Below are 20,293 nucleotides of genomic sequence, written 5' to 3' on the forward strand. Positions count from 1 at the left end.
GGCCGGGCTCCGGCGGCACCGCCCCGCCCGATGCTCCCGCACATTCGCAGCGCCGCCGGGCATGCGTGACCCATGCCCCAGCAGTCACATGCCCGTCAGGCCGGCATGCCACGCTCGCGCACGCGTGGCCGGTATCCCCGCGTAGTTGCCCGCCTTGCGCGCCGCCGCGCCCGTCGCCATACTCGTCATCGTCCGCTCCGTCTCCGGCCTCTCCCCCCTCATTTTCGCGCAAGCTCCCCGTTTCCATGAACCTGATCCTGTGGCGCCACGCCGAAGCCGAGGAACTGCCCGCCGCGCTTGGCCTGACCCGCAATGCCGACCTGCAGCGCCCGCTGACGCGCCGCGGCCACAAGCAGGCCGATGCGTCGGCCGCCTGGCTGCGCGCGCACCTGCCCGCCGGTGCGCGCGTGGTGTGCAGCCCGGCCCTGCGCACGCGCGAAACCGCCGCCGCCCTGCGCGAGAACGCCGAAGTGCTTCCCGACCTGGCCCCGGGCGCGGACGTCAGCGCCGTGCTGGCCGCCGTCGACTGGCCGCAGGGTGCCGAGCACACCGTGCTGGTCGGGCACCAGCCCTGGATCGGCCGCGTGGCCAGCCTGCTGCTGGCCGGCTCGGAAATGAACTGGAGCGTGCGCAAGAGCGGCATCTGGTGGCTGTCCGGCCGCACCCGCGAAAGCGAATCGCAGGTCGTGCTGCGCGCGGTGATCAATCCCGAATTCCTCTAGCGGCGCGGCGGCATGCGCCGCGCCGCGCGCCGCCCCAAGTGCCATCCGGGCAACAGTGCCGTTGCGAAAGGGGCGCGGGCCGTTGTACAGTCATTGAACCGTCATGACCGCTTCACGGCACTGTCACCTGCCCTATCTACATTCGGTTGCAACAGTTTCGTCACCGAAAGGACATACTGATGCGAGAGCTCCCGACGCCCACCCAGCCGCTGTTCGATTCCTTGCCCAATGGCCAAGCCGGCCATTCGGCGCGGAGGCGTCTTCATCGCCCGCCACCTGCACAAGCACATGCCCAAGCGCATGAACAGCCTGCTTTCAGCGTGGCGTGGGCGCGCCACCAGGATGAAGTAGTCGAGGCCCAGCGCCTGCGCTACAAGGTCTTCGCCGAGGAAATGGGCGCGCGGCTGAACCCGTCCGCGCACGAACTCGACGTGGACATGTTCGATGCCTATTGCGACCACCTGATCGTGCGCGACCTCGCCACGCTCAAGGTCGTCGGCACCTACCGCGTGATGGCGCCGCACCAGGCCAAGCGCATCGGCTGCCTGTACGCCGAGTCGGAATTCGACCTCGTGCGCCTGGCCCACCTGAAGCCCAAGATGGTCGAACTGGGCCGCTCGTGCGTGCACCGCGACTACCGTTCGGGCAGCGTCATCATGGCGCTGTGGGGCGGCCTGGGCGAGTACCTGCAACGCTGGGGCATCGAGTCGATGCTGGGCTGCGCCAGCGTGCCGATGAGCGACGGCGGCCACTACGCGGCCAGCCTGTACCGCCTGTTCGCCGAGCGCGCGCTGGCGCCGATCGAATACCATGCGTTCCCGCGCCTGCCGCTGCCGATCGACGAGCTGAACCAGACGCTCGACGTGGAGCCGCCCGCGCTCATCAAGGGCTACCTGCGCCTTGGCGCCCGCATCTGCGGCATGCCGGCATGGGACCCCGACTTCAACGTGGCGGACTTCCTCACGCTGCTGCGCGTCAACGACATGAACCCGCGCTACGCGCGCCACTTCCTCGGCCTGAACCGCGACGCCTGAACCGGGCGCCGCGGCGCGCGGACGGTTGCCGTTCGCGCCAGCCGGGCAGTGGCCGGCAGATCTCCGGCAGATCTCCGGCAGATCTCCTGCGCCGCCTCGCCCCGCCCCCCTTCAGGCGTACACCACCTTGTAGCGCTTGCCGATGCGCTCCCACTCGTCGGACTCCTGCGCCAGGCTGTACTCGACCAGCGGATTGGCCTCGATCCAGGCCTTGGGCAGGCGCACCTCGAAGCCGTCGTCCAGCGCGTCGGAGCGCTGGCCCACGGTAATCTCGGGCAGCGGCTCGTCGGCACGGCGGCGGCACAGCACGAAAGCCAGGCGCAGGCTGAACAGCATGCGCCAGTCCACGAACTTGCCGCTGCCCGACAGCTTGCCCAGCTTGCCGGCATGGCCGAGCAGCAGCGTGGCCAGGCGCGCCTGGTCGGTCTTCGAGAAGCCCGGCATGTCGGCGTGGGTGGCGATATAGGCCGAGTGCTTGTGATAGCCGCTGTGCGAGATGGTCATGCCGATCTCGTGCAGGCCCGCGGCCCAGCCCAGCAGCGCCAGGTTGTCGTCGCGCCGTTCGTGGCGCGGCTCGGGGAACTGCGCCAGCAGGCCCAGCGCGGCCTGCTGCACGCGCAGCGCCTGCGCGCGGTCGACGCCGTAGCGGCGCATGAACTGGTCCACCGTGATGGTGCGCATGTCCTCGTGGTGCGTGCGGCCCAGCAGGTCGTACAGCACACCCAGGCGCAGCGCGCCGTCGGTGACGTCCATGCGGTCGATGTCCAGCTCGGCGAACACGCCGAGCATGATCGACAGGCCGCCCGGCAGCACCGGGATGCGGTCCGCCTTGAGGCCCACCAGCTTCACGCGGTTGGCGTTCTCGGCCTTGACCAGCGCGCGCTTGAGCCGCTCCAGGCCCTCGCGCGTGATGCCGTGCTCGGCCGGGTTGTCGTTCATGCCGTTGAGCTCGATCAGCTCGGCCAGCGCGCGCGCGGTGCCGGACGAGCCCACCGCCTGCTGCCAGCCGGCGGCGCGGTACTGGCGCACCAGCACCTGGATCTCGCGGCGCGCGGCCAGCTCGGCCTGCTTCATCGCGTACTCGTCGACGTTGCCGCTGGGGAAGAACTGGCGGCTGTGCGAGACGCAGCCGATGTAGAGGCTCTCCATCAGCTTGGACGAATAGCCGCTGCCGATGATGAACTCGGTGGAGCCGCCGCCGATGTCCACCACCAGCCGGTTGCCGGTGCAGGCCGGCGCATCGTGCGAGGCGCCCAGGTAGATCAGCCGCGCTTCTTCGCGCCCGGCGATCACTTCGATGGGAAACCCGAGCGCGTTCTCGGCCTCGATCAGGAACTCCGAGGCATTCTTGGCCACGCGCAGGGTATTGGTCGCCACCGCGCGCACGTGGTCGGCGGAGAAATCGCGCAGGCGGTCGCCGAAGCGCCGCAGGGCATCGATGCCGCGCCGGCGGGCCGGCTGGTCGAGGTACTTGTCGGGCGTCAGACCCGCCGCCAGGCGCACCGGCTCGCGCAATGCATCGACCTGGAAGATCTGGCTGGCCGTGCCGGACGCGGTCTGGCTCTCGTCGACCCTCCCGATCATCAGGCGGAAGCTGTTGGAGCCCATGTCGACGGCGGCCAGCAAGCGTGGGTTTTGATTCATCGCTGTAGGGAATCTGGGTAATCGCCGCACGGCGCGGCGCAGTTAGCAGTGTCGCGGGACGCCAGGCGCCCGGGAACAGAAAATATGTCCTTATCGTGTCGGCATCATGACAAAATCACTTTGTCATCAATCTGACACGATTCTATGAAAAAGTCGCCGCATTACCAAAAGAAGGTCATGCCAATGTCGACAAGCCCACCCGGCGCGCTGCTCAACCGCGAGCTGGGCCTCCTGGAATTCAATTCGCGCGTGATGGCGCAGGCCGCTGACCCCAAGGTACCGCTGCTGGAGCGGCTCAAATTCATCTGCATCGTTTCAAGCAATCTGGACGAGTTCTTCGAGATCCGCATGGCCGGGCTCAAGGAGCAGATGCGCGACAACCCTTCCGGCATCACGCCCGACGGACTTTCGCTGCAGCAGGCCTACCAGGTCGTTACCGAGCGCGTGCAGAAACTCGTGGCCTTGCAGTATGACATGCTGCAGAACGTGATTTTCCCCCTCCTGGAGAAGGAGGGCGTGTTCTTCCACCTGGCCTCGACCTGGAACGACGCGCAGCGCGAATGGGCGCGCAGCTTCTTCCTGCGCGAACTGGGCCCGGTGCTCACGCCGATCGCGCTCGATCCCGCCCATCCCTTCCCCCGTGTGCTCAACAAGAGCCTGAACTTCGTGGTCGAGCTGTCGGGCAAGGATGCCTTCGGCCGCGAGGCCGACCTCGCCATCGTGCAGGCCCCGCGCGCGCTGCCGCGCATGGTGCGCATGCCCGAGGAACTGTCGGGCTTCCCGTACGGCTTCGTGCTGCTGTCGTCCTTCATGCAAGGCTTCGTGCACGAGCTGTTCCCGGCCATCAAGGTCAACGGCTGCTACCAGTTCCGCGTGACCCGCAACTCGGACCTGTTCGTCTCCGAGGACGATATCACCGACCTGCGCGAAGCGCTGCAGGGCGAACTGCCCGCGCGCCACTTCGGCGACACCGTGCGCCTGGAGATCTCCTCCGACACGCCGCCGGCGATCGCGCGCCGCCTGCTGCTCGAATCCGGGCTCGGCGAGCAGGATGTCTACCGCGTGAGCGGCCCGGTCAATCTGGTGCGGCTCATGCAGATCCCGGACCTGGTGGACCGCCCTGCCCTCAAGTTCCCGCCGCACGTGCCCGCGCCGGTCAAGGTCTTCACGCCGGGCGTGCCGATGTTCGACGCGATCCGCCAGCAAGACGTGCTGCTGCACCATCCCTACGAGAGCTTCAGCTCGGTGCTGGATCTGCTGCAGCAGGCCGCCGTCGACCCCGCCGTGGTGGCCATCAAGCAGACCGTCTACCGCACCGGCAACGAGTCGCCGGTGATGGAGGCGCTGATGACCGCGGCACGCAACGGCAAGGAAGTCACGGTGGTGGTGGAACTGCTGGCGCGCTTCGACGAAGAGACCAACATCAACTGGGCCGAGCGGCTCGAATCCGCCGGCGCGCACGTGGTCTACGGCGTGGTGGGCCACAAGTGCCACGCGAAGATGCTGCTGATCGTGCGGCGCGAGCTGGCCGGCGCCAAGAGCAAGCAGTTCAAGCTGCGCCGCTACGCGCATCTCGGCACCGGCAACTACCATCCGCGCACCGCGCGCCTGTACACCGACTTCGGCCTGCTGACCGCCAACGAGGAAATCTGCGAGGACGTGCAGCATGTGTTCCAGCTGCTCACCGGCACCGCGGGCACGATCCGGCTGAACCACCTGTGGCAGTCGCCCTTCACCATGCACAGCAACCTGGTGGAGCATATCCGCGCCGAGGCCCGCAATGCCCGCGCCGGCAAGCGCGCGCGCATCATCGCCAAGATGAACGCGCTGCTCGAACCCTCCATCATCGATGAGCTGTACAAGGCCTCGCGCGCCGGCGTGAAGATCGACCTGATCGTGCGCGGCGTGTGCGCGCTGCGGCCCGGCGTGCCGGGCATGTCGGAGAACATCTCGGTGCGCTCGATCATCGGGCGTTTCCTGGAGCATCACCGCGTCTATTACTTCCTGGCCGACGGCGCCGAAGTCACCTACCTGTCCAGCGCCGACTGGATGGACCGCAACCTGTTCCGCCGCGTGGAAGTGGCGTTCCCGGTGCTGGACAAGGCCCTCAAGGCGCGCGTGATCAAGGAAAGCCTGCGCGTGCACCTGGACGACAATGCCTCGGCCTGGATCATGCAGTCCGACGGCAGCTACCTGCGCAAGCACACCAAATCGAAGCAGCCGCACGTCAGCCAGAACGACCTGCTGGCGATGTTCGCCGCGGCCTGAATCCAGCAGCGGAACGCGGCACGCGAAGCGTGCCGCCGCGCGCCACGGGCCGGGACATCCGGCGCGGCGCGCTGCCTTGCCGTTCAGGCAGCCTTCTGCGGCGGCTGGCCGGGCCGCTCCGGCTGCGCGAGCGCGGCGGGAACGGGCGCATGCCCGCTGCGGTCCGACGGAAACACCACGCGGAACACGCTGCCGCGCCCCACTTCGCTGGTGATGCGCAGGTCGGCATGGTGGCGCGACAGCACATGCTTGACGATCGCCAGTCCCAGGCCGGTGCCGCCGGTGTCGCGCGAACGGCTGCGGTCGACGCGGTAGAAACGCTCGGTCAGGCGCGGGATGTGGTCGGCCGCGATGCCCAGGCCGGTATCGCTGACCGCGAAGATGGCATGGCCGTTCTCGTAGGTCAGCCGGATGCCGATGCGCCCGCCGTCCGGCGTATAGCGCACCGCGTTCGAGACCAGGTTGCCGAAGGCCGAGAACAGCTCGGTCTCGGCGCCGCGGATCTGCACCTCGGCATCGATGTCGGCGGTGATCTGGTGGCGCCCCTGCGACAGCGCCTCGGCGTCGTGCACGAGGTGGGCCGCCAGGCTGGCCATGTCGACGCGCTCGTGGCTCGGCGGCAGCGCGTCGCTCTCGAGCTTGGCCAGCACCAGCAGGTCTTCCACCAGATGCTGCATGCGCATCGACTGCACCAGCATCATGTCCAGGTAGCGGTTGCGGTCCTGCTCCGACACTGGCAGGTCGCGCACCGTTTCCAGGAAGCCGGTCAGCACGGTCAGCGGCGTCTTCAGTTCGTGCGAGACGTTGGCGACGAAATCGCGCCGCATGGCTTCGGTATTTTCCAGCTTGGTGATGTCGTTGGTCAGCACCAGCTTGCGGTTCTCGCCGTAGGGCAGGATCTGCACGGCGATCACGCTGCGCTTGTGCTCGCCGAGGTCGCGCATCAGCAGCGGATCGTCGAAGCGCTGCAGCGTCAGGTACTGGACGAACTCCGGACGGCGGATCAGGTGGGTGATGCGCTGGCGCACGTCGCGCCGCGCGTTGAGGCCGAAATGCTGCTCGGCCACGTCGTTGCACCATTCGATCTGGTCGGCGTCGTCGAGCATCAGCACGCCGTTGGGCGAAGCCTGGATGGCCTGGATGAAGCGCGTGTGCTGCTGCTCGACCTGCAGCACCTGCATGCGCCAGCGCTTGACCAGGCGGTGCAGGCGGTAATACACCTCGCCCCACAGCCCGAGCGCGCTGGGAATCTCGCCGTAGGCCGGCGCGTCGAGCACCCGCCACAGGCGGTTGATCTGGTACAGGTAATACAGCAGCTGGCCGAGCAGCGCGGCGCACAGGAAGGCCAGCGCCGGCAGCGGGCCGGAGAGGAAATACAGCCCGGCGGACGCCAGGCCAAGGACAATCAGGATGGCCGCCGAACGGGCCCAGATGACGTTCATGAAGAAGGGGGAAGGTCAGGCAGGCGGCAGGCCCGCGCGCGATGCGGTGGAGTGTGCCACGAAACCGGCAACAAGCGCATGACAGGCTGGTGAAGCGGGAATGACAGGACCGGCCGGGCGCGCACAGCGCGCGGGCCGCCCGGCTGGCGGCTGGGCGCACCGGCCGCCGCGCGGACGCCGCCGGGCGCGCGGCCACGCCGGCGCCGGCATGGCTGGCTTGGCCTCAGTGGCTCGGGCCCCGCGCCAGGCGGTAGCCGCTGCCGCGTACCGTCTCGATCATATTGCTGTAGCCGCCCGGCGTGAGGGCCGCGCGCAGGCGCTTGATGTGCACGTCGACGGTGCGCTCCTCGACGAACACATGGTCGCCCCACACCTGGTCGAGCAGCTGCGAGCGGCTGTGCACGCGCTCCGGATGCGTCATCAGGAAGTGCAGCAGGCGGAACTCGGTCGGGCCGAGGTCCAGCTTGAGCAGGCCCGATTCGTCGTGGCCGGTGACGCGGTGCGTGGCCGGGTCCAGGCGCAGGCCATTGATGGCGACCACGTCGTCGGTCAGCTGCGGCGCGCGGCGCCGCAGCACCGCCTTGATGCGCGCCAGCAGTTCCTTGGGCGAGAACGGCTTGGTGACGTAGTCGTCGGCGCCGGCCTCGAGCCCCATCACCTTGTCCTGCTCCTCGCTGCGCGCGGTGAGCATGATGATCGGGATCTGCTTGGTGCGGTCGTTGTTGCGCAGTTCCTTGGCGAAGGTTGCCCCCGACTTGCCCGGAAGCATCCAGTCGAGCAGGACCAGGTCGGGCAGCACGTCGCTCATCAGCGACAGTGCCTGCTCCGCGTTGTAGGCCCGGATCGGATAGTGTCCAGCGTGTTGCAGGTTGACCGCGATCAGTTCTGCGATCGCGGGTTCGTCTTCGACGACAAGAATGCTGCTTGGCATGTATTTTCTCTCCGCTATGGCGCCCGTCAACTCAGCGCTTCGCGCTCCATGTCCTCACGCGAGGCGTGGCGCACGTCGGTACCCTTGACGATGTAAATGATGAACTCGGCAATGTTCTTGGCATGATCGCCGATGCGCTCGATCGCCTTGGCGATGAAGAGGAAGTCCAGCGCGACCGAGATGGTACGCGGGTCCTCCATCATGTAGGTGATGAGCTTGCGCACGAAGGCCCGGAATTCGTCGTCGATGGCCTTGTCGTCCTTGACGATGCGGGCCGCGGCCACAGTGTCCAGGCGCGCGAAGGCGTCCAGCGCCTGGCGCAGCAGCGCGATGGCCAGGTCGCCCGAGAGCTTCACCTCCGAGTAGTTGATCTGGTGCGCACCGGCATCTTCCATGATGTGCTTGGTGCGCTTGGCGATCTTCTCGGCCTCGTCGCCGGCGCGCTCGAGGTTGGTGATGGTCTTGGAAATCGCCATCACCAGGCGCAGGTCGCGCGCGGTCGGCTGGCGGCGCGCGATGATGTTGCCGCAGTCGGCGTCGATCTCGAGCTCCAGCGCGTTAAGACGCTGCTCGCGCTCCACCACCTGGTCCGCCAGGGAGGCGTCGAATTCGGAGAGCGCGCGCATGGCGGTCTCGATCTGCGATTCGACCAGCCCGCCCATCTGCAGCAGCTTCGTGCTGATGGCGTTGAGGTCGGCGTCGAATTGGGTCGACAGATGCTTGTCAGACATGTTGTTCTCCTGGCCTCTGGTCCTGCAAATGTTCCGCAAATTCCACTGATGCCGTTGTTCGTATGCTGTGCATTATGCGCGCAGCGCTCGATCAGCCGAAGCGGCCGGTGATGTAGTCTTCCGTTTCCTTGCGGTGCGGCTTGATGAAGATCTTCTCGGTCTCGCCGAACTCGATCAGCTCGCCCAGGTACATGTACGCGGTGTAGTCCGAGCAGCGCGCGGCCTGCTGCATGTTGTGGGTGACGATCACCACCGTGTAGTCGTCCTTCAGCTCGGCGATCAGCTCTTCGATGCGGCCCGTCGAGATCGGGTCCAGCGCCGAGCAAGGCTCGTCGAGCAGCAGCACTTCGGGGCGGATGGCGATGCCGCGCGCGATGCACAGGCGCTGCTGCTGGCCGCCCGACAGGCCGTAGCCGGACTGGTTGAGCTTGTCCTTGACTTCATTCCACAGCGCCGCCTTGGACAGCGCCCATTCGACGCGGTCGTCCATCTCCGAGCGCGACAGCTTCTCGAACAGGCGCACGCCGAAGGCGATGTTGTCGTAGATCGACATCGGGAACGGCGTGGGCTTCTGGAACACCATGCCGACCTTGGCGCGCAGCAGGGCGATGTCCTGCTTGGCGGTCAGCAGGTTGTCGCCGTCCATGTTGATCTCGCCCTCGGCGCGCTGCTCCGGATAGAGCGCGTACATCTTGTTGAAGGTGCGCAGCAGCGTCGACTTGCCGCAGCCGGACGGACCGATAAAGGCCGTCACCTTGCGCTCGGGGATCGACATGTTCACGTTCTTCAGCGCATGGAACTGGCCGTAGTAGAAGTTCAGGTTGCGCACGTCGATCTTGGCGCGGGTCGTATCGGGAATGTCGATGACGGTCGAGGTCATGCTCGTCTCTCGCAGGAAATTTTCGGGTTACCGGGTCGGGCGTCTGTGGCGATGCAGGCGATATTGGCCGCCGGTCACTTCTTGAACAGCATGCGTGCCGCGATGTTGAGCGCCAGCACCCCGATGGTGATCAGGAACACGCCGGCCCAGGCCAGCTGCTGCCACTCCACGAACGGGCTCATGGCAAAGCGGAAGATCGTCACCGGCAGGTTCGCCATCGGCTTGTTCAGGTCGCTGGTCCAGAACTGGTTGGACAAGGCGGTGAACAGCAGCGGCGCGGTCTCGCCGGCGATGCGCGCCACCGCCAGCAGCACGCCGGTGACGATGCCCGCGTACGACGACTTCACGGTGATCGACAGCACCATCTTCCACTTGGGCGTGCCCAGGGCGAAGGCGGCCTCGCGCAGTGCGTTGGGCACCAGGTTCAGCATGTTTTCCGTGGTGCGCACCACGATCGGCACCTGCAGCAGCGCCAGCGCGCACACCCCTGCCCAGCCGGAGAAATGGCCCATGCGGGTCACCACCAGCGCGTAGACGAACAGGCCGATCACGATCGACGGCGCCGACAGCAGGATGTCGTTGATGAAGCGGATGAAGCTAGCCAGCGGCGACTTCTTGCCGTACTCGGCCAGGTAGATGCCCGCCAGGATGCCCAGCGGCGTGCCGAGCAGCGTGGCCAGGCCGACCATCACGAAGCTGCCGTAGATGGCATTGGCCAGGCCGCCGCCGGCGGTGTTCGGCGCCGGCGTCATCTGCGTGAACAGGTCGAGCGACAGGCCGCCCACGCCCAGCGTGATGGTGGTCCACAGGATCCATGCCAGCCAGAACAGGCCGAAGCACATGGCGCCCAGCGAGGCGGTCAGCGCGTAGACGTTGGTGCGGCGGCGGCGCGCCTGCAGGCGCGCGCGCACGGCATCCGCGTCCTGGCTCACGGCCGGCATCGACGAAGAAGAAGACATCGAGGCTTGGTTCATTTGGCGCCCTCGCTCTTGGCCAGGCGCAGCAGCAGGATCTTGGACAGCGCGAGGACCACGAAAGTGATGAAGAACAGGATCAGGCCGAGTTCCATCAGCGCGGCCGTATGGAGGCCGGCGCCGGCTTCGGCGAATTCGTTGGCGAGCGCCGAGGTGATGCTGTTGCCCGGTGAGAACAGCGACGGGTTGTCCAGCAGGTTCGTGTTGCCGATCACGAAGGTGACCGCCATGGTCTCGCCCAGCGCGCGGCCCAGGCCCAGCATCACGCCGCCGATCACGCCCGCACGGGTGTAGGGCAGCACCACGCGCCACATCACTTCCCAGGTGGTGCAGCCGACGCCGTAGGCCGATTCCTTCAGCAGCACGGGGGTCACTTCGAACACATCGCGCATCACCGAGGCGATGTAGGGAATGATCATGATGGCCAGGATCACGCCCGCGCACAGCAGGCCGATGCCCAGCGGCGCGCCCTGGAACAGCTTGCCGATCAGCGGCAGCTGCCCCACGGTGGCGGCCAGCGGCTTCTGGAAGTATTCGCCGAAGATCGGCGCGAACACCAGCAGGCCCCACATGCCGTAGACGATCGAGGGCACTGCTGCGAGCAGTTCGATGGCGGTGCCGAGCGGGCGGCGCAGCCACGCCGGCGACAGCTCGGTGAGGAACAGCGCGATGCCGAAGCTGATGGGCACCGCGATGATCAGGGCGATCAGCGACGTGACGAGGGTGCCGTAGATCGGCACCAGCGCGCCGTAGACGTCCGCGGGTGGATCCCACTCGGCCGTCCACAGGAAGCGCAGGCCGAAGGTCTGGATCGACGGCCAGGCGCTGATCGCGAGCGACACGATGATGCCGCCGAGCAGCAGCAGCGTCACGATGGCTGCGCCGCGCGTCAGGCCACCGAACAGGACGTCACCGGTACGGCTGGGCGGCCGCACTGCGGATAGATCGGATGTAGTCGCCATGATGTGATATTGGGGTTCGTTTAGGTGGCGTACCGCCGGCTGCTTGCGCGGCCGCGGCCATCAGGGCCTGCGTCGTTCTCGCGCAGGCACGGCGGATGCCTTGGTACTCGGGTATTCGGGTATTCGGTACAGCGGGTACGGCAGGTACAGCGCCAATGCGGCGGGATGCAGCGTCCGCCGCAGTCCTGCCTGTCCGGCGCCACGCCGGCGCCCGACAGGCAAAACCGCCAGGCCCGGCAGATGCCAGGCGCTGGCGGTCAGTCCATCATCAGTTGTACAGCGCCTTGCCCGAACCATCCTTCACCGAGGTCTTCCAGGTGGTGCGGATCTGGTTGACGACGCTTTCCGGCAGCGGCACGTAGTCCAGGTCGCTGGCCATGCCCGAGCCGCTCTTGTAGGCCCAGTCGAAGAACTTCAGCACTTCGGCGCCCTGCGCTGCCTTTTCCTGGCTCTTGTGCACCAGGATGAAGGTGGCGCCGGCGATCGGCCATGCGCTCTTGCCCGGCTGGTTGGTCAGGATCTGGTAGTAGGTCTTGCTCCAGTCGGCGCCGGCGGCGGCGGCCTTGAAGCCGTCGTCGCCCGGCTGGACAACCGCGCCCGAAGCATTCTTCATGTTCAGGTAGGTCATCTTGTTCTGCTTGGCGTAGGCGTACTCGACGTAGCCGATGGCGCCGTTCAGGCGCTGCACGAAGGCGGCCACGCCTTCATTGCCCTTGCCGCCCGTGCCGCCGCCCGGCCAGTTGACCGTGGTGCCTTCGCCGACCGCGCTCTTCCACTCCGGGCTGACCTTGGTCAGGTAGTTGGTGAAGATGAAGGTCGTGCCCGAGCCGTCGGCGCGGCGCACCGGCAGGATGTCCTGGCTCGGCAGCTTGGCGTGCGGGTTCAGCGCCTTGATGGCGGGATCGTCCCACTTCTTGATCTTGCCCAGGTAGATGCTGGCCAGCACGTCGCCCGTGATGGTCAGTTCGCCCGGCTTGATGCCTTGCAGGTTGATCACCGGCACCACGCCGCCGATCACCGTCGGGAATTGCACCAGACCTTGCTTGGACAGTTCGTCGTCCGTGAGGGGCGCGTCCGAAGCACCGAAATCGACGGTCTTGGCGCCGATCTGCTTGATGCCGCCGGACGAGCCGATGGATTGATAGTTGACCTTGTTACCCGTTGCCTTTTGGTATGCGTCGGCCCACTTGGAATACACGGGCGCCGGGAAAGATGCGCCAGCACCGGTAATTTCCGCCGCGAACGCAGTGCCCGCCACCACCAACGACACGATGCCTGCTACGGCAGTCTTGACCAGCTTCATATGTCCTCCAGAGACATGGTTGGGGAATGACAATTTTTTGACACGTCGAACTTTATGCTTCGTATATGACAATTCCATGACATCACGAGATCTTCTTCTAAGCACGCGGCAGGCCTCCCCGGCCACCCCCAGGTGGATGACATGCGCATGACGGAATGCGCCTTCTTATTCACTATTTCGCCGCACAATGCCCACTCATGCCGGCTGCAAAGCGTCTTGAGACTGACATATTCATGCCGTTAATTGCGGTGTGAAGATGAAAAAAGGCCGGGTTCTCACCCGGCCTTTCGTTCTCCTTCTGCCTTCCGGACCGCTCTTCGCGGCACGCGCCTCGCGTCAGGCGCGCAGGGAATCGGCCAGCGTCTGCGCTGCCCGTTCCGCCATTTCCACCTGTTCGGCCTCGACCATTACCCGCACCACAGGCTCCGTCCCCGAGGCGCGGATCAGTACCCGCCCTTTGCCTTCGAGCTGCGGCTCGATGGCGGCGCGCGCCGCGTTCAGGCCGGCGTGCGACTGCCAGTCGAAACCCTTCTCCACGCGCACGTTGATGAGCGTCTGCGGGAACAGCGAGACGCCCTCGAGCAGTTGCGCCAGCGTCTTGCCGCTGCGCCGCAGCGCCGCCAGCACCTGCAGCGCGGAGACGATGCCGTCGCCGGTGGTGTGCCGGTCCAGGCAAAGCAGGTGGCCCGAGCCCTCGCCGCCCAGCACCCACTTGCGCTTGTTCAGTTCCTCCAGCACATAGCGGTCGCCCACCTTGGCCCGGACGAATTCGACGCCCTGGCGCTTGAAGGCCAGCTCGACCGCCATGTTGGTCATCAGCGTGCCGACCGCGCCTTCCACGCTCTGGCCGGCCTGCAGGCGGTCCTGCACGATCAGGTAGAGCAGCTCGTCGCCGTTGAACAGGCGGCCGTCGCGGTCCACCACCTGGAGGCGGTCGGCATCGCCGTCGAAGGCCAGGCCGAGATCCGCGCCATTGGCCTTGACCGCCTCGATCAGCTTCTCCGGCGCGGTGGCGCCGTAGCCGGCGTTGATGTTGCGCCCGTCCGGCTGGTTGCCGATCGACACCACGTCGGCCCCCAGTTCGTGGAAGACGTGGGGCGCGATGTGATAGGCCGCGCCGTGGGCGCAATCCACCACCAGCTTGAGCTTGTGCAGGTCCTGCTCGTAGGGGAAGGTGCTCTTGCAGAACTCGATATAGCGGCCGGCGGCATCGTCGATGCGGCGGGCGCGGCCGAGGTCGTCGGAGCGCACGCATACCATCGGCTCTTCCAGGGCCTGCTCGATGGCCAGCTCCACGTCGTCGGGCAGCTTGTCGCCGTCCGCGGAGAAGAACTTGATGCCGTTGTCGTAATAAGGGTTGTGGCTGGCCGAGATCACCACCCCGGCCGACAGCCGCAGCGCGCGCGTGAGGTAAGCCACGCCCGGCGTGGGCAGCGGCCCCGTCAGCAATACGTGGACGCCGGCCGAAGTGAAACCGGCCTCCAGCGCGGCTTCCAGCATGTAGCCGGAAATGCGCGTGTCCTTGCCGATCAGCACGGTCGGGCGCCCCTGCGCCTGCTGGCGCGCGCCGTGGGCCAGCACCATGCCGGCCGCGTAACCGAGGCGCATGACGAAATCCGGCGTGATGGGCGCCTCGCCCACACGGCCGCGCACGCCGTCGGTGCCGAAATATTTGCGTGTCATCAGATTTTTCTCCCGTCGTTCTGTTTTTCAGGGATGCTAGCTTGCATCCGCTATGACCGTTTCGTGCCGGATCGCCCACCAGGTCTTGATGGCATCCACGGTCTGTTCCACGTCGTGCACCCGGACGATATACGCGCCGCGCTCCACCGCGCAGACCGCCGCGGCCAGGCTGGCGGCGACGCGCTGCTGCGGCGCCCGCCCGCCCAGAATGGCGCCCAGCGTCGACTTGCGCGACAAGCCTACCAGCAGCGGCAGCCCCGCTACCGCGAGTTGCGGCAGGCGGGCCAGCAACTGCAGATTATGATCCGGTGTCTTGCCAAAGCCAAAGCCCGGATCGAGGGTGAGGCGCGCCTGGTCGACACCGGCGGCGCGCAGCGCGTCCACCCGCTCGCGCAGGAAATCGGCCACCTCGCGCACCACGTCGTCGTAATGCGGATCTTCCTGCATGGTCTGCGGGTCGCGCTGCATGTGCATGATGCACAGGCCGGCCTGCCCGGCCGCCGCCTCGCTCACGGCCTCGACCGCGCCGGGCAGGCGAAAGCCCCAGATGTCGTTGATCAGGTCCGCACCCGCGGCCAGCGCGGCGCGCATGACTTCGGGCTTGTAGGTGTCGATCGACAAGGGCCGGCCGCAGTCGCGCAGCGCCTCCACCACCGGCAGCACGCGCGCCAGTTCCTGCTCCAGCGGCAACGCCGCCGAGCCCGGCCGGCTGGACTCGCCGCCGATGTCGATGATGTCGGCACCCTCGGCGATCATGCGCTCGGCATGGCGCAGCGCGGCGTCGCGCCCGGCATGCTGGCCGCCATCGGAGAACGAGTCGGGCGTGACGTTGAGGATGCCCATCACCAATGGGCGCCGGTTGCGTGCGAAGCGGAAACGTCCGCACTGGAAATACGGATCAGCGGAGAGCGGGGACAAGATGGGAAGAGCGCAAATGGGAAAAGCGGGAACGCCGGGAAACGCCAGGAAGCCGGAGCCGGCCGCGCGCGGCCGGCAGCAATGAAAAAGCCGGCGCACAGGGCGCCGGCTTCAGGCTCGGTGGACGGGCAGGCAAACGACTGCAGCCGTTGCCGCCGAGCCGGACGCTCAGGCCGTGGCGGGGGCGGCGGCGGGCGCCACCGGCGAACCGCCCGACGGGGTGTTGCCACCACCGTTCTGGCCGGACGCGCCGCGCGGCGGGCGCGGCGGCTTGCCCGCCATGATGTCGTTGACCTGGTCGGCGTCGATGGTCTCCCACTCCATCAGCGCGGCCGTCATGGCTTCGACCTTGTCGCGGTTTTCCTCGAGCAGGCGCTTGGCCAGGCCGTATTGCTCGTCGACGATGCGGCGGATTTCCGCGTCGACCTTCTGCTGCGTGGCTTCCGACACGGTCTTCGAGGACATCTTGCCGAACATGCCGTCCTGCTCGGTGTCGACGTAGACCATGGTGCCCAGCGTGTCGCTCATGCCGAAGCGGGTCACCATGTCCCGCGCGGTCTTGGTGGCGCGCTCGAAGTCGTTCGAAGCACCGGTGCTCATGGCGTTGAGGAACACCTCTTCCGCCGCGCGGCCGCCAAACAGGATGGCGATCTCGTCGAGCATGTTGTCCTTGTACTTCGAGTACTTGTCGTGCTCCGGCAGTTGCCAGGTCACGCCCAGCGCCCAGCCGCGCGGCATGATGGTGACCTTGTGCACCGGGTCGGCCTTCGGCAGCAGCTTGGCCACGACCGCGTGGCCGGACTCGTGGTACGCGGTGGCGCGGCGTTCTTCCTCGCGCATGACCGTGGACTTGCGCTCCGGACCCATGTAGATCTTGTCCTTGGCGTCCTCGAAGTCCTGCATGTCGACCACGCGCTTGCTGCGGCGGGCGGCGAACAGCGCGGCCTCGTTGACCAGGTTGGCCAGGTCGGCGCCCGAGAAGCCGGGCGTGCCGCGCGCGATCACGGACGCGTCGACGTCGTTGCCGATCGGCACCTTGCGCATATGGACCTTGAGGATCTGCTCGCGGCCGCGGATGTCCGGCAGGCCCACGTAGACCTGGCGGTCGAAGCGGCCCGGACGCAGCAGCGCCTTGTCCAGCACGTCGGAGCGGTTGGTCGCGGCGATCACGATCACGCCGGAGTTGGCCTCGAAGCCGTCCATCTCGACCAGCATCTGGTTGAGGGTCTGCTCGCGCTCGTCGTTGCCGCCGCCCATGCCGGCGCCGCGATGGCGGCCGACCGCGTCGATTTCGTCGATGAACACGATGCAGGGTGCCTGCTTCTTGGCGTTCTCGAACATGTCGCGCACGCGGGCCGCGCCCACGCCGACGAACATTTCAACGAAGTCCGAGCCGGAGATGCTGAAGAACGGCACCTTGGCCTCGCCGGCGATGGCGCGCGCCAGCAGCGTCTTGCCGGTACCCGGAGGGCCGACCAGCAGCACGCCGCGCGGGATGCGCCCGCCCAGCTTCTGGAATTTCTGCGGATCCTTGAGGAAGTCCACCAGCTCGACCACTTCTTCCTTGGATTCGTCGCACCCGGCAACGTCCTGGAAGGTGACCGCATTCTGGTTTTCGTCGATCAGGCGCGCGCGGGACTTGCCGAACGAGAAGGCGCCGCCTTTGCCGCCGCCCTGCATCTGCCGCATCATGTAGAACCAGAACACGATGATCAGCAGGGTCGGTCCGAGGTAGTACAGGGCCTGGACCAGCACGTTGGGTTCGTCGTCGGCCTTGCCGGTCACCTGGACGCCGTACTTCATCAGGTCGCCGACCATCCAGATGTCGCCCGGCGAGATGATGGTGTACTTCTGCCCTTCCTTGGGCGTCACCACCAGGTTGCGGCCCTGCACGTCGACCCGGCCCACCTTGCCGTTCTTGGCGTCATCCATGAACTGCGAATAGGTGACGCCCTCCTGCGTGCGGGGCTTGTCGAACTGCTTGAAGACGGTAAACAACACCAGCGCGATCACGAGCCAGATTGCCGCCTTTTGAAACAGGTTGTTATTCAAGGCCAAACTCCTTTACGAACGCCTTGCCAACGGGATAGCTGCATTGTAATGCAGTGCCCGGTGCCGGGGGGAAAAGCAAATTCATCGATGCGATAGGCCCGTCCCGCGGGCCCATCTCACCCCACCGACTTGAGGTAACGCCCAAGAATGAAGGTCTCGGAAGACTTGTCGCGCGACGCCTTGGGCTTGCGTTTGGCGACCACCTTGAACTGGCGCTTGAATTTCTCCACGATCTGGCTGTAACCGCTGCCATGGAAACACTTTACCAGCAATGAGCCCTCCGGCTTCAAATGGGCCTGCGCAAATTCCAGCGCGAGGTCGCAAAGGTAATCGATGCGCGCAGCGTCGGCGAAGGCTACTCCCGACAGATTGGGGGCCATATCGGACAAAACAAGGTCAATCTTCGCGCCGCCGGAAGCGGCCAGCACGATTTCTTCCAGCTGGCGGAAAACCGGCTCCTCGCGGAAGTCCCCCTGGATGAATGTGACGTCGGCGACAGCTTCCATCGGCAGGATATCGATGGCCACCACCGCGCCGTCGATGCCGCCGTCCTTGGCGCGCGGCGACGCCGCCAGCTTGTTGCGCGCGTACTGGCTCCAGCTGCCGGGCGCCGCGCCGAGATCGACGATGACCTGGCCGGGACGGATCAGCTTGTCCTGCTCGTCGATCTCTTTGAGCTTGTACGCGGCGCGGGCGCGGTAGCCTTCGCGCTGCGCCAGCTTCACATACGGATCGTTGATATGGTCGTGCAGCCACGACTGATTGAATTTGTTCTTGGCCATTTGCCTGACACTTGCCTGAAACTTGCCTGAGACGCCCGCAAGCGGGCCGCCTGTCCGGAAAAAATCGCCGCCGCGCCGGGCCGGTCCGGCGCCGGCAGCGCGTTTTTCACTCGTTTTGCTGTTTTTGCAGCCCGACCGCGCCAGTTTGACGGATAATACGCGCCGATTCGTTTTTTCGGCACTTCGGTGCCCTGGCCTGCGCACCTGGCTGCGCGGCCGTTCGCACCAATCCGCGCCCATTTGCGCCCTCGCCTGCGCTTTATCTATGCCCGCTCTTCAACTCATCGCCGCCCAGCGTTCCGAACTCCGCTCCCGCGCCCACGGCCTCAACCCGGTCGTGATGATCGGCGCCGAAGGCCTGACGCGCTCGGTCCTGGCGGAAATCGACCGCAGCCTGGCCTCGCACGACCTGATCAAGATCCGCGTGTTCGGCGACGACCGCGAAAACCGCATCGCCATCTACGAAGCCATCTGCGAGGATCTCGACGCCGCCCCGATCCAGCACATCGGCAAGCTGCTGGTGGTGTGGCGCCCGGGTCCGGCCACCCTCAAGGAAAACCGTCCGCAGGAACTGGGCCGGCTGGCCCCGCGCGGTGGCGCCGCCCCGCGCACCGTGACGGTCCGCAAGCCCAGCGCGGCGCCCAACCGCCGCCCGAAGCGCTCGCAGGTGACGGTGCTCGGCAACGAGCGCGTGACCGCCGGCGGCAACGTCAAGCGCGCGCGCGCGCGCCCGACCAGCCAGAAGAAGAAGGCGCTCGACTGAGAGCGCTGCCCGGCGCGGCCACGCCGCGCCCATTTTGGCTTTGTGGGCTTACTTTGTGGGCTTATTCGCCCGCCGAACGCGGCGCGGCCGCGCGCCACACCATGACCAGGGCCAGCAGGCTCTGCACCAGATAGATCACGCTCGAGACGCCGTGCAGCATGCCGAACTGGCCCTTGTACGGCGACTCCGACACGCCCACGCCGAGCGCGGACGCCTTGTCCTTCAGGTTTTCCATGAAGGGCTGGATGCCGAAATAGCCGGCCAGCACGCACAGCAGCATGCCCAGCACCAGCCAGCGCAGGCCCCGGTAGCGGCCCGCGCCGCGGCGGATCATCAGGTTGCACAGCGCCAGCTGCAGCACGCCCACCACGATGCCGAGGATGGCCTCGGTCCGGAACAGCTGGCCGGCGATCAGGCCCGCGGTTTCCCGGCTGGGCAGCACCGCGAACAGGGTCGGGGCCACCATGTAGCCCACGGTCCACAGGCTGCCGGCCCACACCACGGTCAGCAGGAGAAAAATCCGGTGCGGCAGGGGCGGCAGGCTGGAATAGGAAGAAGAGAACACGAAGCCTCGTTGATCGTTCAGATGTAGCGAACCGTGATGACTTCGTATTCGCGCTCGCCGCCGGGGGCCAGCACGGTCGCCACGTCGCCCTCGAACTTGCCGATCAGGGCGCGCGCGATGGGCGAGCTGACCGAGATCTTGCCGCTGTCGAGGTCGGCCTCGTCGTCGCCGACGATCTGGTAGCTCACCGGCTTGCCGGACTCCAGGTCTTCCAGGTCCACGGTGGCGCCGAACACGATGCGGCCATCGGTGTCGAGCTGGGTCGGGTCGATGACCTGCGCGGCCGACAGCTTGGACTCCACTTCCAGGATGCGGCCCTCGATGAAGGCCTGCTTTTCCTTGGCCGCGTCATATTCGGCGTTTTCCGAGAGATCGCCCTGGGCTCGCGCTTCGGAAATGGCATTGATCACGGCGGGACGCTCGACCGCCTTCAGGCGCTGCAGCTCTTCTTTCAGCAATTCGGCGCCACGCTTGGTAATCGGAATCGTGCTCATGTCTTTCGTTCTGCAAAAAAATGAGCCGCAGCGGAGCGGGGAACCATGCACCGGCAACGTGCCCGGGCACTTCCGCTCAACCGCGGCTTTTCAGGTTGTTCTCAGTTGGGTCGTCGGCCTGACCGACCAGATTGCCGTAGTTTAG

General features: G+C 66.6%; 18 protein-coding genes. 4 read left to right on the forward strand and 14 right to left on the reverse strand.

What is annotated here, in order from left to right; genetic code table 11:
• Window positions 1-245 precede the first annotated feature (245 nt).
• Together ACKI2N_RS12115 and ACKI2N_RS12120 are read left to right on the forward strand one after the other, a co-directional pair.
• The gene (locus tag ACKI2N_RS12115; protein ID WP_420997557.1) at window positions 246-722 is read left to right on the forward strand and encodes a SixA phosphatase family protein; all 477 of its coding nucleotides are present in this window, start codon (window positions 246-248) and stop codon (window positions 720-722) included.
• 179 nt (window positions 723-901) lie between these two features.
• Window positions 902-1,756 carry a GNAT family N-acetyltransferase gene (locus tag ACKI2N_RS12120; protein WP_420997558.1) on the forward strand — a complete coding sequence of 285 codons (855 nt, stop codon included), beginning with the start codon at window positions 902-904 and terminating at the stop codon, window positions 1,754-1,756.
• Window positions 1,757-1,867: 111 nt separating this feature from the next.
• Here the strand turns inward: ACKI2N_RS12120 and ppx are convergent, their stop codons facing one another.
• Entirely contained in the window at window positions 1,868-3,400 is a 1,533-nt protein-coding gene (ppx, locus tag ACKI2N_RS12125; RefSeq protein WP_420997559.1) for an exopolyphosphatase, read from the reverse strand.
• A 183-nt stretch (window positions 3,401-3,583) separates the two neighbouring features.
• Between ppx and ppk1 the strand changes: the two genes are divergently transcribed.
• Complete coding sequence (ppk1, locus tag ACKI2N_RS12130) at window positions 3,584-5,668, forward strand: polyphosphate kinase 1 (RefSeq protein ID WP_426989689.1); 2,085 nt, start codon at window positions 3,584-3,586, stop codon at window positions 5,666-5,668.
• 83 nt (window positions 5,669-5,751) lie between these two features.
• On the opposite strand, the gene phoR is transcribed toward ppk1, so the two are convergent.
• The 11 genes from phoR to ACKI2N_RS12185 all read right to left on the reverse strand — a co-directional run bounded on the left by phoR (window position 5,752) and on the right by ACKI2N_RS12185 (window position 18,326).
• Entirely contained in the window at window positions 5,752-7,110 is a 1,359-nt protein-coding gene (phoR, locus tag ACKI2N_RS12135) for a phosphate regulon sensor histidine kinase PhoR (protein WP_420997561.1), read from the reverse strand.
• 223 nt (window positions 7,111-7,333) lie between these two features.
• Complete coding sequence (phoB, locus tag ACKI2N_RS12140; RefSeq protein WP_020202893.1) at window positions 7,334-8,041, reverse strand: phosphate regulon transcriptional regulator PhoB; 708 nt, start codon at window positions 8,039-8,041, stop codon at window positions 7,334-7,336.
• Between the two features lie 26 nt (window positions 8,042-8,067).
• Entirely contained in the window at window positions 8,068-8,772 is a 705-nt protein-coding gene (phoU, locus tag ACKI2N_RS12145) for a phosphate signaling complex protein PhoU (RefSeq protein WP_420997562.1), read from the reverse strand.
• A 91-nt stretch (window positions 8,773-8,863) separates the two neighbouring features.
• Window positions 8,864-9,652 carry a phosphate ABC transporter ATP-binding protein PstB gene (pstB, locus tag ACKI2N_RS12150; protein ID WP_020202891.1) on the reverse strand — a complete coding sequence of 263 codons (789 nt, stop codon included), beginning with the start codon at window positions 9,650-9,652 and terminating at the stop codon, window positions 8,864-8,866.
• 74 nt (window positions 9,653-9,726) lie between these two features.
• Window positions 9,727-10,626, reverse strand: a complete 900-nt coding sequence (pstA, locus tag ACKI2N_RS12155) for a phosphate ABC transporter permease PstA (RefSeq protein ID WP_420997563.1) — start codon at window positions 10,624-10,626, stop codon at window positions 9,727-9,729.
• On the reverse strand, window positions 10,623-11,588 hold the full coding sequence (gene pstC, locus ACKI2N_RS12160; protein WP_420997564.1) for a phosphate ABC transporter permease PstC: 966 nt from the start codon (window positions 11,586-11,588) through the stop codon (window positions 10,623-10,625). The genes pstA and pstC overlap by 4 nt, the downstream gene beginning before the upstream one ends.
• A gap of 268 nt (window positions 11,589-11,856) precedes the next feature.
• Complete coding sequence (gene pstS / locus ACKI2N_RS12165) at window positions 11,857-12,891, reverse strand: phosphate ABC transporter substrate-binding protein PstS (RefSeq protein ID WP_420997565.1); 1,035 nt, start codon at window positions 12,889-12,891, stop codon at window positions 11,857-11,859.
• Between the two features lie 336 nt (window positions 12,892-13,227).
• The gene (glmM, locus tag ACKI2N_RS12170) at window positions 13,228-14,574 is read right to left on the reverse strand and encodes a phosphoglucosamine mutase (protein WP_420997566.1); all 1,347 of its coding nucleotides are present in this window, start codon (window positions 14,572-14,574) and stop codon (window positions 13,228-13,230) included.
• Window positions 14,575-14,610: 36 nt separating this feature from the next.
• Window positions 14,611-15,417: a dihydropteroate synthase gene (gene folP, locus ACKI2N_RS12175; protein WP_420997620.1), complete on the reverse strand. Its 807-nt coding sequence runs from the start codon at window positions 15,415-15,417 to the stop codon at window positions 14,611-14,613.
• A gap of 243 nt (window positions 15,418-15,660) precedes the next feature.
• Window positions 15,661-17,544, reverse strand: coding sequence for an ATP-dependent zinc metalloprotease FtsH (gene ftsH / locus ACKI2N_RS12180; protein WP_420997567.1), 1,884 nt, complete (start codon window positions 17,542-17,544; stop codon window positions 15,661-15,663).
• A gap of 116 nt (window positions 17,545-17,660) precedes the next feature.
• The gene (locus ACKI2N_RS12185; protein WP_020202884.1) at window positions 17,661-18,326 is read right to left on the reverse strand and encodes an RlmE family RNA methyltransferase; all 666 of its coding nucleotides are present in this window, start codon (window positions 18,324-18,326) and stop codon (window positions 17,661-17,663) included.
• A 265-nt stretch (window positions 18,327-18,591) separates the two neighbouring features.
• Between ACKI2N_RS12185 and ACKI2N_RS12190 the strand changes: the two genes are divergently transcribed.
• Window positions 18,592-19,089: a YhbY family RNA-binding protein gene (locus tag ACKI2N_RS12190; protein ID WP_420997568.1), complete on the forward strand. Its 498-nt coding sequence runs from the start codon at window positions 18,592-18,594 to the stop codon at window positions 19,087-19,089.
• Window positions 19,090-19,150: 61 nt separating this feature from the next.
• Here the strand turns inward: ACKI2N_RS12190 and ACKI2N_RS12195 are convergent, their stop codons facing one another.
• Both ACKI2N_RS12195 and greA read right to left on the reverse strand, forming a co-directional pair.
• The gene (locus ACKI2N_RS12195) at window positions 19,151-19,654 is read right to left on the reverse strand and encodes a DUF4149 domain-containing protein (protein ID WP_420997569.1); all 504 of its coding nucleotides are present in this window, start codon (window positions 19,652-19,654) and stop codon (window positions 19,151-19,153) included.
• Between the two features lie 17 nt (window positions 19,655-19,671).
• Window positions 19,672-20,148: a transcription elongation factor GreA gene (gene greA / locus ACKI2N_RS12200; RefSeq protein ID WP_420997570.1), complete on the reverse strand. Its 477-nt coding sequence runs from the start codon at window positions 20,146-20,148 to the stop codon at window positions 19,672-19,674.
• Window positions 20,149-20,293 lie beyond the last annotated feature (145 nt).

Source organism: Cupriavidus sp. 30B13 (assembly GCF_049059565.2).
Taxonomy (GTDB): domain Bacteria; phylum Pseudomonadota; class Gammaproteobacteria; order Burkholderiales; family Burkholderiaceae; genus Cupriavidus.

Bases quoted from the DNA above. Each gene is read 5' to 3' on its own strand.
- ACKI2N_RS12115 (WP_420997557.1), top strand. From the start codon at position 246: ATGAACCTGATCCTGTGGCGCCACGCCGAAGCCGAGGAACTGCCCGCC.
- ACKI2N_RS12120 (WP_420997558.1), top strand. From the start codon at position 902: ATGCGAGAGCTCCCGACGCCCACCCAGCCGCTGTTCGATTCCTTGCCC.
- ppx (WP_420997559.1), bottom strand. From the start codon at position 3,400: ATGAATCAAAACCCACGCTTGCTGGCCGCCGTCGACATGGGCTCCAAC.
- ppk1 (WP_426989689.1), top strand. From the start codon at position 3,584: ATGTCGACAAGCCCACCCGGCGCGCTGCTCAACCGCGAGCTGGGCCTC.
- phoR (WP_420997561.1), bottom strand. From the start codon at position 7,110: ATGAACGTCATCTGGGCCCGTTCGGCGGCCATCCTGATTGTCCTTGGC.
- phoB (WP_020202893.1), bottom strand. From the start codon at position 8,041: ATGCCAAGCAGCATTCTTGTCGTCGAAGACGAACCCGCGATCGCAGAA.
- phoU (WP_420997562.1), bottom strand. From the start codon at position 8,772: ATGTCTGACAAGCATCTGTCGACCCAATTCGACGCCGACCTCAACGCC.
- pstB (WP_020202891.1), bottom strand. From the start codon at position 9,652: ATGACCTCGACCGTCATCGACATTCCCGATACGACCCGCGCCAAGATC.
- pstA (WP_420997563.1), bottom strand. From the start codon at position 10,626: ATGAACCAAGCCTCGATGTCTTCTTCTTCGTCGATGCCGGCCGTGAGC.
- pstC (WP_420997564.1), bottom strand. From the start codon at position 11,588: ATGGCGACTACATCCGATCTATCCGCAGTGCGGCCGCCCAGCCGTACC.
- pstS (WP_420997565.1), bottom strand. From the start codon at position 12,891: ATGAAGCTGGTCAAGACTGCCGTAGCAGGCATCGTGTCGTTGGTGGTG.
- glmM (WP_420997566.1), bottom strand. From the start codon at position 14,574: ATGACACGCAAATATTTCGGCACCGACGGCGTGCGCGGCCGTGTGGGC.
- folP (WP_420997620.1), bottom strand. From the start codon at position 15,417: ATGGGCATCCTCAACGTCACGCCCGACTCGTTCTCCGATGGCGGCCAG.
- ACKI2N_RS12185 (WP_020202884.1), bottom strand. From the start codon at position 18,326: ATGGCCAAGAACAAATTCAATCAGTCGTGGCTGCACGACCATATCAAC.
- ACKI2N_RS12190 (WP_420997568.1), top strand. From the start codon at position 18,592: ATGCCCGCTCTTCAACTCATCGCCGCCCAGCGTTCCGAACTCCGCTCC.
- greA (WP_420997570.1), bottom strand. From the start codon at position 20,148: ATGAGCACGATTCCGATTACCAAGCGTGGCGCCGAATTGCTGAAAGAA.